This is a genomic window from Paenibacillus lautus, from assembly GCF_050482385.1.
GTDB lineage: Bacteria > Bacillota > Bacilli > Paenibacillales > Paenibacillaceae > Paenibacillus_AQ > Paenibacillus_AQ lautus_B.
Map to the genome: position 1 here is coordinate 142,509 of NZ_JBCNHV010000001.1, position 11,864 is coordinate 154,372.

The 11,864-nt window shown below is 42.9% G+C and carries 16 protein-coding genes and 1 pseudogene; 1 reads left to right on the forward strand and 16 read right to left on the reverse strand.

Going from position 1 to position 11,864, the window contains the following annotated elements; all coding sequences use genetic code 11:
- Positions 1-19: 19 nt before the first annotated feature.
- The 6 genes from ABEW73_RS00685 to ABEW73_RS00710 form a co-directional block, all read right to left on the reverse strand.
- Positions 20-634 (reverse strand): undecaprenyl-diphosphatase, encoded by a 615-nt coding sequence (locus ABEW73_RS00685; protein ID WP_430172709.1) that lies wholly within the window; start codon positions 632-634, stop codon positions 20-22.
- A 47-nt stretch (positions 635-681) separates the two neighbouring features.
- Positions 682-1,806: an FtsW/RodA/SpoVE family cell cycle protein gene (locus ABEW73_RS00690; RefSeq protein WP_430172707.1), complete on the reverse strand. Its 1,125-nt coding sequence runs from the start codon at positions 1,804-1,806 to the stop codon at positions 682-684.
- Positions 1,807-2,007: 201 nt separating this feature from the next.
- Positions 2,008-2,367, reverse strand: coding sequence for a hypothetical protein (locus ABEW73_RS00695; protein ID WP_430172705.1), 360 nt, complete (start codon positions 2,365-2,367; stop codon positions 2,008-2,010).
- Positions 2,368-2,618: 251 nt separating this feature from the next.
- The gene (locus ABEW73_RS00700; RefSeq protein ID WP_430172703.1) at positions 2,619-4,019 is read right to left on the reverse strand and encodes a sensor histidine kinase; all 1,401 of its coding nucleotides are present in this window, start codon (positions 4,017-4,019) and stop codon (positions 2,619-2,621) included.
- 3 nt (positions 4,020-4,022) lie between these two features.
- Positions 4,023-4,742 carry a response regulator transcription factor gene (locus ABEW73_RS00705; protein ID WP_430172701.1) on the reverse strand — a complete coding sequence of 240 codons (720 nt, stop codon included), beginning with the start codon at positions 4,740-4,742 and terminating at the stop codon, positions 4,023-4,025.
- Between the two features lie 105 nt (positions 4,743-4,847).
- Positions 4,848-4,928 (reverse strand): hypothetical protein, encoded by an 81-nt coding sequence (locus tag ABEW73_RS00710; RefSeq protein WP_340390707.1) that lies wholly within the window; start codon positions 4,926-4,928, stop codon positions 4,848-4,850.
- 142 nt (positions 4,929-5,070) lie between these two features.
- On the opposite strand from ABEW73_RS00710, the pseudogene ABEW73_RS00715 reads away from it, so the two are divergent.
- Positions 5,071-5,258: pseudogene (locus ABEW73_RS00715) on the forward strand (transposase); the annotation flags it as partial.
- A 344-nt stretch (positions 5,259-5,602) separates the two neighbouring features.
- Here the strand turns inward: ABEW73_RS00715 and ABEW73_RS00720 are convergent.
- From ABEW73_RS00720 to ABEW73_RS00765, 10 genes are all read right to left on the reverse strand, one after another.
- Positions 5,603-6,289, reverse strand: a complete 687-nt coding sequence (locus tag ABEW73_RS00720) for a class I SAM-dependent methyltransferase (protein WP_430172699.1) — start codon at positions 6,287-6,289, stop codon at positions 5,603-5,605.
- An 88-nt stretch (positions 6,290-6,377) separates the two neighbouring features.
- Entirely contained in the window at positions 6,378-6,893 is a 516-nt protein-coding gene (locus ABEW73_RS00725) for a hypothetical protein (RefSeq protein ID WP_430172697.1), read from the reverse strand.
- 16 nt (positions 6,894-6,909) lie between these two features.
- The gene (locus ABEW73_RS00730) at positions 6,910-7,791 is read right to left on the reverse strand and encodes an alpha/beta fold hydrolase (protein ID WP_430172695.1); all 882 of its coding nucleotides are present in this window, start codon (positions 7,789-7,791) and stop codon (positions 6,910-6,912) included.
- 39 nt (positions 7,792-7,830) lie between these two features.
- Positions 7,831-8,514: an HAD family hydrolase gene (locus ABEW73_RS00735; protein ID WP_430172693.1), complete on the reverse strand. Its 684-nt coding sequence runs from the start codon at positions 8,512-8,514 to the stop codon at positions 7,831-7,833.
- A gap of 56 nt (positions 8,515-8,570) precedes the next feature.
- The gene (locus tag ABEW73_RS00740) at positions 8,571-9,149 is read right to left on the reverse strand and encodes a hypothetical protein (protein ID WP_430172691.1); all 579 of its coding nucleotides are present in this window, start codon (positions 9,147-9,149) and stop codon (positions 8,571-8,573) included.
- A 57-nt stretch (positions 9,150-9,206) separates the two neighbouring features.
- Positions 9,207-9,674, reverse strand: coding sequence for an NUDIX domain-containing protein (locus tag ABEW73_RS00745; protein WP_430172689.1), 468 nt, complete (start codon positions 9,672-9,674; stop codon positions 9,207-9,209).
- Positions 9,675-9,713: 39 nt separating this feature from the next.
- A complete protein-coding gene (locus ABEW73_RS00750; RefSeq protein WP_430172687.1) occupies positions 9,714-10,154 on the reverse strand; it encodes an NUDIX hydrolase in 441 nt (146 codons plus the stop codon).
- 6 nt (positions 10,155-10,160) lie between these two features.
- Positions 10,161-10,700: a YfiT family bacillithiol transferase gene (locus tag ABEW73_RS00755; protein ID WP_430105287.1), complete on the reverse strand. Its 540-nt coding sequence runs from the start codon at positions 10,698-10,700 to the stop codon at positions 10,161-10,163.
- A gap of 111 nt (positions 10,701-10,811) precedes the next feature.
- On the reverse strand, positions 10,812-11,234 hold the full coding sequence (locus ABEW73_RS00760) for a hypothetical protein (RefSeq protein ID WP_430172685.1): 423 nt from the start codon (positions 11,232-11,234) through the stop codon (positions 10,812-10,814).
- Positions 11,235-11,279: 45 nt separating this feature from the next.
- Positions 11,280-11,768, reverse strand: coding sequence for an NUDIX hydrolase (locus tag ABEW73_RS00765; protein ID WP_430172683.1), 489 nt, complete (start codon positions 11,766-11,768; stop codon positions 11,280-11,282).
- Positions 11,769-11,864: the final 96 nt, after the last annotated feature.

The following is an 11,864-nucleotide window of genomic DNA, read 5'->3' on the forward strand; positions in this document are numbered from 1 at the left end:
CCACTCAATTCTAATAAATTCAATTTTTGAGTTTAGAAGCTTTTTTATAACTTTTCCAAATATTTTTCTCGATTTTTTCATAAAGATTGATGCCCGCGTTCAAACATTTATGAGCTACAGACCATCGATGAACCATTTGATAAACCATAAATGCACTAATTACACCAATGAATGCTCCCGTGATGACATCGGAAGGATAATGAACACCATTCCAAATTCGGGAGAATGAGATCAAACCTGCCAATACAAGCCAAATTACGCCATCTTTCTTACGAAACAACCATATACCTGTTGCGATTACAAAGGCTCCAATCGAATGATCGCTTGGAAATGAAGCGTTAGGGGCATGTTCAATTAATTGGTTAACCGTATGATGGACAAAAGGCCTATCCCTATAAAAAAAGTGAGAAAGTATACTCCCAACACCAAATCCAACACAAGCTGACGAAAGAGTTGTTATCACCATTTGCCTGTTCTTATGGATGCGAGTAAACCAATAAACAACAATCCCCAGGTAAAAGAGGTACTCCGCTTTTTCTGATAAAAATCGCATGAATGGATTTAATGCAGAGAATGTTACTGCCATTTGATTGATGAATTGAAATACGAGATCATCTGTTTGAGATATGCCCAATTTCTTAACCTGCTTTCTTTTTCTGTAATAACAAGGTTGGTCTTATTTCATTCTATATAGATATCGTCTTTATGAAATTTGACACTTAATACCAAGCCAATTGCAATCATATTGCTAAGTAGTGAACTGCCTCCATAACTTATGAACGGTAAGGAAATACCCGTCAAGGGTACCAAACCGATATGCATGCCTATATTAACGAAAACTTGAAAAACTAACATTCCTATAAGCCCGGTAACCAGATATGACCCTGCAAGTTCTCTACTAACCTTGACGATATGAACCATACGATACATGAGAAGGAAATATAGCAGCAACAGCACCGCAGAACCCAAAAAACCATATTCCTCGCCTATGACGACATAGATCGAATCGGAATACGCATAAGGAACAAACCCTCTACGTAAAAAAGATACGTCACTTCCAGTCAATCCTCCCAAAGCTATCGCATATTTCGCGTTATTAACATGCCATGATTTATCGGGATCGCTGGCTGGGTCAAGAAAAGTCTGAATTCTTGACATTTGATGAGGCTCTACAATCTTGGATAACAATTCGAAATTGGCATAGTATAGCCATAATATTATGCCTACCGTAATGATCATAATACTGATGAACAGAATCATATATAATGAACGGATGTTACCCACCCATAGCATACTAAGCAGTGCACCCACAAAAACTAGAGAAGTGCCTAAATCCGGCTGCTGCATGATTAAGATGATAGGAATCATGAAAATGATACAAATCGGTAATATATCTTGAACAAAACGAAGCTGGGCTCCCTCTCGCTTGCCTAATAAATGAGCAATCAGAAGCACTGTAAATAATTTAGCTAATTCAGAAGGTTGAAGCTGAAAACTTCCAATACTTAGCCAACGAACAGCACCGTTAATGTTCTCTCCGGTAAACTTGACAAGAACCAGCATCCCTATGCCAATTCCATAGAGAACGTAAGATATCTTACCTAACAGAACTCTATAATCTAACAATGCGAGAACCAGCATAGGAATGCAAAATGCACCGAATAGATATAAATAACTAATGTGAAGGCCTTCTAAATTCGTATCCACTGTAGCTCCATAAATAGCAATCGTACCAATGGCAACAAGACATAATATAATGAACAGCATAGATTTATCCAGTTTTGAAATTATGTGGGTTATAAACATGATGAGTACCTCTATTTTGTAGAATTTCTGTAGGAATACCCCTAAAAATGAACATCACAAATAATCCGATGAGCGAACATACGCCTTGTTTCATGACGTAGTGCTACGGACTATTGTGTTTTATGATTCAGGTCGGCCCCTTATTTTACCTTTCAAATCATAGGACACCTCCCTCATTTCAACTACAATCCTTGGGAAGGATTACTCAAGATCAATCTTACCGTGATACTCCTCCTTGGATAACAGCTTCAATTTATCTTCACTCAAGCCATAAATGTCCAGACCATTTCCTGCAGCCCCTAGTGACCAGCCAAGCACGAGCTCGGATCGACCGTCCTGATCGATATCTGGAAATCCAGCATACTCCAAGCCGTAACCAAAGCCCTCGACTTCCGAGACGATTCGCCACTCCTCATTATCTTGCTTAAATAGCGCCGCTTTCAACATTTTACCTGTCGCTTTATTCTCTTCATATACAACGACGGCCTCATCAATACCGTCCCCGTCCATATCTCCGAACGAGATATCATTACCGTCTTTTCCCTGCGTAGGGACTAACAATTGAACCTCGTCAGGTAGTAATTTGATAAGTTCATGGTTGATTTTGTCTCGCTCAATACTTGCTTCTGATAATGGAGGCTTAATCATATCTACTGGTGTTGCGGGAATCCCACATCCTCCGAGCAACAATAACGTAGTTGATATGAAACCTATTCTAATGAGTTTGTTGAGCATTCTGATTACCAACTCCTCGATTGTCAAGGTTATTTACTATAATATCTTTGAAAGGGAAGGAAGTGGTTATGAAAAAGTTAAATTTTATAATTTTCTTCTATCGGCAAGTAGATCTGGACTGTCGTACCCTTACCTACCTCACTAATTATGCGTAATTCTCCATGATGTAACTTAATGATCTCATCTGATATGGATAGACCCAGACCGCTGCCAGGTGCATGTGGATCTACTTTGTAGAATTTTTGCAGCACATTCTCTAGATTCTCCTCTGAGATTCCTGAGCCATTGTCCTCAACGGTAATAACAACTTGTTCTGGAGCTGTATGAGCGTGTATAAAAATTCGACCAGTGGCATCTGTAAATTTGAGTGAATTATCAATTAAATTAATTAGTACTTGCTTCAAACGATTCTCGTCTGCATTAATGTTAGGGAGATTCTCCTCTGCTTGTATTTCGAGTGATACTCCTTGCCGAGCTGCTCTTGGGGCAAGTTGTCTACCCACATGATGCAATAATTCTGATAGATGGACAGGTGCTGAGTGTATGACAATTCTTCCGTTATCCAGTTTAGAAAAATCTAATAGTTCTTCCACCATTCGACTTAACCTGTCACTTTCTGATTCAATAATAGCAAATCCTTCTTTAAGGATTTGCTCGTTGTGAATCCCACTCGATTTCAGCGTGATGGCCCAGCCTTTAATTGACGTTAATGGTGTTCGCAGTTCATGGGACACGGATGAAATGAAATCGTTTTTAAGCTGTTCGCTCTTCAAGATTCTACCAGCCATCATATTTAACGTATCAGCCAGAGAGCCCAGCTCATCCTGATAGCGTTTATGTACTCTTATGCTGAAGTCTCCTTCTGTCATCTGATCTGCTGCCTGTTTAAGATCCTTAATTGATCTCGTGATGGTCCGAGACAACAATAGTCCAAGAACGGTAACAATCGCAAGAACAAACAGACCTACACAGATCAGTACGATTGCAATACGATTAATCGTCTGTAGTGTTTCAGTCAAGGAAGTGACAAATCTGACTTCTCCCACGATGATATCATCGGCTCGTAAGGGAAAAGATACCGCTAATATCGCTTCTTGAGTGGAAGGGTCCTTTCCTCTCCAAGTGCCTGGTTGTCCTTGGAGTGCAGTTCGTACATCTAAATACGTAGTCATGTCATTGCCGCCTGGTAGTCCGGTAGAGTCCTGCAAAAGTCGGCCTGAGGAATTAATAATCTGTACTTGCGCATCCGAGTTATGTGCAAACCCCTTTAATAATCGATACGATTGTTTCTCCAGATCTTCATCGGCAAAATATTGCTGAAAAAAAGAAGCAGACAGCTCCGCTTGATTCATCAGAATCCGCTCAACATTATGAAGATAATAATATCTCACGTAAACCATGAGAAAAATCTCAAGAATGAGAACAGTGATACAGATGACCACAAAATAACTTCCTACTAATCTTTTCTGAATACCCACTTCTTAACCGTCCTTCCTGAAGCGATATCCTACTCCCCATACCGTTTCAATCCAATGTGGCTTGGAGCCATCATCTTCAATCTTTTCCCGTAACTTTCGCACATGAACATCTACTGTTTTAGGATCTCCAACATAATCCTCTCCCCATACGAGATTTAATAATTTATTCCGGGATAGTGCTGTATCGGGATGTTCTAGAAAGGTTCTAACTAGTTGAAATTCCTTCGGCGTTAATTCAATAAAGATGTCATGTTTGAACACTTTATTCGAATTCAGATCCATCCGAATTGGACCGGATTGAATCACGGATCTTTGTGGTTTTAGAGCAGTTTCTGTTCGGCGCAATATCGCATTAATTCGTGCTACAAGCTCTAACGGATTAAACGGTTTGACAATATAATCATCAGCTCCGATTTCTAAGCCTTTGATCTTGTCCAGATCTTGTCCGCGTGCAGTTAAAAAGACGATGATGACCGCAGGCTCTATCTCTCTTAACTGTCGGCAGATTTCAAATCCATCAGCATCTGGCAGCATAATGTCCAGAACAACAACATCGGGTCGATTCGTAGTGAAGAGTTGTATCGCTTCTCCTCCAAATGCAGCCTCACTCACCACAAATCCGTTATTTATTAAATTTATCGATACAAAACGTCTAATATGTGCATCATCTTCAACAATAAGTACTTGATTACGATTAGCGGTATTTATAGCTTCCACCCCCATAACTCGATTTCTAACACGTAAAAACGCAAAAAAAGCCCCCCCTGTAAAGAGACAGCCTTGTACTCAGATCCTTATTCTTACCTGTGTAATTATTACATGTGGATATTACTCTAAATTGATTAACTTGTCAAAAGCTTCTACTGACCAGGGAATCCTGTCAACTGGATTATGTGCGTGTTGCAGCAAATACAGTGACCTTTCCTTGGTAAATCAATTGGGGTATATTATTCGTTGTCATTGGGCATATTGCTCCGTAATAAACCTGTACATGTTCTTGAAATTTTATTTAGGCCATTTCCAGCGAGGAAAGAGCAAAGCCGTATCTTAGCAACGGGGATCCAATGAGAACGGCAATGGTCTTTTAAGAGAATTTATTCCCAAAGGTCATGGCTTTGCTGGTATCTCGGATGAAGTGTTAGCTGAGGCCGCTGGCTCATCAAAAACCGCCCCCGTAAATGCTTGAGGTGGAAATCTGCTCACGAAGCCTTTATGGAAGAGTTGTCGTACTCAGCTTGACAATCCGTCGCAGAAAAAAGGACTACTACAGATGAAAGTACACACCCTCAGATAACCCTATTGAAAAATTACGTCCACTATTTTGATCACTATTACACACTCGATCGCGAATATAAAAAAACAGCTTCCTAAGAATACAGATAACTTCAACTCACCCCATTGATCCTTCCAAAACCGTCTTCGAAACAAAGAAATGATGTCAGGCGTAAATGAGTATTTCACCGACTGCTTCAGATCGTCGACATCATAAAAAATTCTTCTGAATATCCACTTGAATATCGGAATGTTGAGGATAAACAAGGCCACATATATTAGTAGTTCCACGAGGCCGCGTCACCTCCTAGTTAAACGTACTTCCACCAGATCCCCGCGCACTCCGGCACCGTGGACCATTGATTCGCTATGATCTTGTCAGTTAACTCTTGACCGAAAAAGAACTCCGTGTTCCGCTGTGCCTCTTCTACTGTATCAAAAACATAATCCGTCCGAATCCACTGATGGCTAAATCCGTATCGATGCTCCAACTGAGCGTAATAACCGGTCAGGAAATCGGGAGGATTCGGTGTCTCCGTTCCGGTTCCCATCGTTTCCAGAATCAAAATCGTCCCGCCTGGTCTCAAAACTCGCTGCAGCTCTGTCATGACAAGTTCAAGATTCTCACGCCAATCGTCATGACTCGAATCGGCCAGATAACTAATGCTCCAGCCCGATACGATCAGATCCACACTCGATGAATCAATCGGCAGGCTGCGATGATCAGCGACTACGGTAGTCCAATTACGAGAATCAGAGGCTTCAGATAATTTATCATTCAAAATATCCAGCATCGGCTGCGCTATGTCAGTACATATCAAAGATCTGACGTCTCCGGCTAGCAGCATAGATAATCGTCCTGATCCTGCCCCCAAATCAAGTACATCCAGCCCCTCGTATGGTCTGATTCCATGAAGGATTTCGGATAAATCGGGCTGTCTGCTAACCATCGACTCATAGGCTTCTGCCTGTTTTCCGTATATTTCTTCAATAGCCATTTGGTATTCACTCCCCTGAATTGGTCGATCAATCTCTCTTTTCCAAGTCGCGCAACAGCTTTCCCTACTATCCACCCAGCTGTCAGGTTTATTTTTTCGCTGATGTTCCGTCACATCTTCGGTTTGCAAGTCCTTGTATCCACTTGTATATGAAGCATAATAGAAGCGAGAAGGCGATCATCATGAAGTACGTATTCCAATTAAAGAACTGATTATTCATATGTATCGATAAAATACCCGTCGTAATGGATTCGATGTGGTTCCAGTCCACTTCGCCATATCTCAATTTGAATGCATCGGCTTGGATGTCTCTATAGATTTCGAGTCTATGAAGCTGAAATACATAACCCGCTATAATATAGCCAGCCAAGGCTAAGATCAGTATGCTTAACTTGCTGAGGGACATATTAAGATCCTTGAACATACGAATCCATTGAAGAACAAGCACCAGGAAAAGAATACTCAGAGGGATTAACAACAGGATGACTGGATTTCCGTTTCCAGAACTAGTGCCGGGCTTCGGGGTCATGGCATTCCCCAGTAGAACCAATATTAGACAGACCAGAGCATTGATGAACAGACCGGTGAGATGTTTAATCTTCATTGTCATTACATTTCCCTCACGCTTCCCTGCAAAAGCCTATAATCTCTTCATGAACGAACTCCGGCATCTCATGATTGATCGCATGGCCCACGCCCGGAACGATCCGGTAACGCATCCCATTTGTCTCCAGTCTGGCAACCGCCTTCGGATAATAGCTAAGCAAATCTTGCTCGCCGATAACAAATAAGGACTTGCTGCGAATGGCCTGAATGTCGGCAGACGAATGGATGGTAATGGTGTGTTTCATCATCGATCGATTGTTAAAGTACTTCAGCAAGTAGAACCAGTGCTGCATAAGCTCCGGGTTGTTCTCGAATGCATCTGCATGGGCACCGCACAGCTTGCGAAGCAGTGCACGCACACTCCGTTCTGAAGGGAATAGTGCTTCCGGCAGAAAAGCCCTCATCATTTTGCTCATCACTTCAAGCTGACTTCCGGCAATGCCGCCAGCCAAGCATACAATCTTTCTTACTTTATTCGGTCTGACGATGGCGTAATGATAGGCCAGATAAGCTCCATAGGATACACCGGCGATATAGACAGCCTCTACATTCATAGCCTCAAGGATTTCGTCCAACCATTTTGCCTGATTGAAATCATGAGCATACTTGTCGCTTGGCTCGCTCTTCCCCGAACCTCCGATATTATCCACGGCGATGATATAGAAATTGCGGGATAACTCCGCCACGTTATAAATCCACATCATGGCGACGTTATCGCCCGTTCCATGCAATAACAGCAGCGGGGGGAGGTCCGATGAACCTGCCGTTATTACGTGAGTCATACCGTATGTGGTGGATATTTTATGCTGCTCATACGGTACCGTCCATCCCGCCATCAGGCGGTCATAGGATTCATAAACGAGCTTTTGTCCATTATCGCTTTTAAAACGCCTCAATACCTACACCTCCAATGACACTGGACTCTACCTTCATTGCTAGCTTTCATGATGTTCGTTATAAATACGAATCAATTCTTCCAGCTTATGTATGGTCCGATATGGCTTTACTACTTCGGAGTAGTCCCAACTTCCATCTCGCGTAAACCATATGGGTTTAATACCGCATTGCGCTGCTCCGATGATATCGTTATGTGGGTGGTCGCCGACGAACCACGTTTCTGATGGCAGTACATTAAGGCGCTCCAGAACCTTCATATAAATTGCAGGATCAGGTTTTTTGACGCCCGTCTCTTCAGAAATCACGATCGAATCAAAGTATTCGCGTATACCCAATCGTTGAATCTTTCCTTCTTGAACTTGAACGGTTCCGTTGGTGATGATGCCTAGCTTGAGTCCCTTGGATTTCAACTGACGCAACACGGGAAACAGCTGATCCATCGGTTGGATGCAAAGCGGAATTTCTTTTCTGAAAAATGACAAGTATTCATCAGCCGTAGGCGGATTCACCCACTGAAGCCGTTCGACCAGCATCTGATAAACTTCCTGCTTATCCCGATAGCCATAATGATCCGCTTCCTTGAATCGCTTGGCTATCATGAGCTGAGTATCTTCATCGGTATTCGGGAAGTACCTGGCAATCAATCGCTCAATGAACGAGTTAATTGCTGCCCTTCTGTCCGTTAATGTCTCATCAAGATCGAAGATTATCGCTTTTAACATCATAGGGGACCTGCTTTCTATTGTCTGTCTAGGAAAGAGAATCCATCATGTATTTCCTATCTCGGTAAGATCTCATAACTTTTGACATAACCACGGTCATCAAAATAAATATAGAGACTCTCTCTTTTGTAATCGGCCCTTCGCCGTGTTCCAAGATCATACACAGCTTTATCGTCAGCGGCATTTGCCGATTTGGCATTGTCGTTGGCACCCAGACGAACCATCACTTCCCCCTGGGTTAAACCGATCAAATCATGTTTCTGTAAGAAATCGTCCACCATCATCGATCTTTGTTCGGGATAACCTACCCAACGGTTGTAATCGAAGTGCTGCTGTGAATGGTTGTAACTTAAGGCGTAGATAGAAAAAGATAAGAGAAGCACCCCGATAATTCCCGTCGACCAATAATGCATGGATTGTAACTTGCTCCTCGATGTTTTGGATATCAGATACAGTATGAGCAGCAGCAACAGCACTGGCAAACAAACCAATATTACCGATACGAAAGACAATACAACATGATAGTGGTAAATTAACCGGATGATGACTCGCGCGTAAATCACAACGTATATGCCTACGATCAAACCAAGTAAGGCAGCATGCGGATTCCATCTTGATTCCATTCTCTCCGACATAGCGCCGCCACCTCCAAATTTCATGCATACGGTTTAGATTTCAGTCTGTCATGCACTTCAGAAATGAGCCCGCTCTCCATTGGCTTTGGTGAAAATATGTTCCGGATATTTTAAAGCCATGGGCGGCAGCTGATCCTCCGGAAAGAACACGAGTTCCGCGAACTCGTCATTCTCACGATCCAACTCACCCGAGATGACGCGGCAATCAAACACAATGGTGAGGTACTCCACTTGATGTCCGTTGCTGTACGTATATCGGCGTTCTTTTCCACCATATACCCCAATGATTCGTTCAGGCACGATATCAAGCCCGGTCTCTTCCTTCGCTTCACGGGTCATCGCCTCTGCCGGAGATTCTCCCAGCTCGATGGCACCGGCGACAAGTCCCCATAATTCTTCGTAATGCTTTCTTCCAAATAAAATAAAACCCTGATCATTGCGGATAATGCCAGCAACGGACGGCATAAAGATTAACTGGTTTCCAATCTTTCCTCTTAGATCCTTATAGTAATCTGACATTCCCATGATTTGATGGCTCCTTTGGATTCCTAATAAAATGGATAATTAGAATCTATTCTCTATTATTAATGCCCTCATCGTATGTATCGCACTGATTAATGCATCCTTATCGCGTTGTCTACCTTTTAAGGTTGTTGTCAATTCTATCATTTCAAAGGCCTGCTCCACGCTAACCCACTTGACTTCCTGCGTTTCCTCATCATACTCGGCACTCCAAACATCCGGTCTCATTAAAAAATACTTCGTCACGCATGTATCCGATTCATATTCACCAGGAATGGCCGCGATAATACTGCACTTATAACCTGTCTCCTCCAACACTTCCCGGGTTGCGGTTTCTTCCGGGGAGCTATCGCTTAATTCAGCACCGCCTTTGGCGAAGGTCCAAACATAGCCGCCCCAATGGCCGCTCGGACTTCTCATTAAGACCTCATGATTCTGATTAAACACAATGCCTCCATAAGCATACTTGGATCTCCAGCTCAATTGGGCTCACTCCTTATGTAACTTCGCGTTTTCACGGTTCAATATGGATGTAATCTGCGCGATATGATGCTGGTTGTGCCACACGAATCGCTGCAGCGCGATATCCAGTGTAATGCTGCCAAGCACTTGAGTTCTCATGGTTCTTTTGAAATCCTCGGGCTGTAGATCCTTCAGCAGGATAAGAAAACGAAAATGAAGTGTTTCCAAAAGCGTAAGCGAGTTCTCAATGGGAACCTCCGTGTAATCACTCAGTTCAGCCCATAAATCCTCCCGGTATGAGTTTGCCACCGGCTCCTCCTCGGTCAATGCACGTTTAAATCGCAGATATGCGTTCATATCGTTATCAGCCAGATGGTGCACAATTTGCTGAATACTCCACCCCTCTTCACGATAAGGCATATGCAGCTGGGAAAGGGGACATTTCATTATGATTTGCCGGAGCGTCGGTACGATTGAAGGTATCTGTTGTATAAACCTCTGCCTCTCCTCCAATGTCGGCTCCACCTTTGGCTCAAAGGAACCCAGGGGAAAACGGATGCTGACCACTTCCTTACCTCCTCGATACATCAATCGTATCCTTCACATACGAAAACATATGAACGGTGTTCCACAGCAGTAAAGAACCATCATGCTTCTCATCCTATTACTAGTCCCCATCTATGGGTTAGACCTATGTTTGTTGTTGCAGATAGATCGTATAAACAATACACCGGAGAACACGGAAAGCAGCATGTGAATTTCCGGTTTCCCGAATATCTCTATAACAAACAGCCTTCCAAGTCCAAACCACTCGAGCCAATAAATACTAGGAATGAAGATGATGACCGTAAGTATAGCAGCTGGTAATGACAGCCAGCTTAATCGAACTTGCCCCTTAATTAAACAACCCAGTGCTCTCCACTCTATTAAAACTCCGAACAGAAATCCGTATAAGCTCATCTTTAATAACGAGAATTGCTGGGGAGATAAATCTTGATACGCTCTTTGAATTTCATCATGAGTTTCTGTCATCAGGTACAGTAATATGAACATACCGATGACAACGAATCCGCCAAAAGCGATTTTTTTAGGTTGGATCATCCCTCTTTCGCTCCTTTATTCAAAAAAATAATACGAAATAATCCGCTAAGAATTATGAATATGCGATGACCCCGAAGTTAGAAGTAAAGACGGATGAAACAATGCAAGCGAGTGCTGCACGCCATTCTTGAGATTCTCAACGATCTGTCTCATGACTTCGACATCCCGGAAATTCATGCTGTCATCTGCCAAGATATCAGGCAGCATAACCCACCGGCTATCCTTAATCTCGCCAGCTCCCAATTGAAGCGAGCCTCCCACCACTTCCCCGGTAAAATGAAACATGATGACATGGTTATTCAAACTGCTGAGGAATTGATAAACCCCTGTAGTGCCTGTCAATTGGACATCATATCCTGTCTCTTCCTTCACTTCTCTTATAGCCGCCTCAAGCAAAGCTTCCCCAGGCTCGATGCGCCCGCCCGGGAAGTTCCAAGCATCCCGCACCGAAGGTTTATTTTCCTGGATGATGAACACTTGATCCCCTTGAACAAGGGTAACGCTGACCACAAGCACAATTCCATTTTCTGTCATATCCTCATTCCTTTGCACATGATCATAAACAAACAGAACCCACCTTTGGCGTTAACCACGAGGAGGGTTCTTGGATGAAATATTTGCTGATTAACA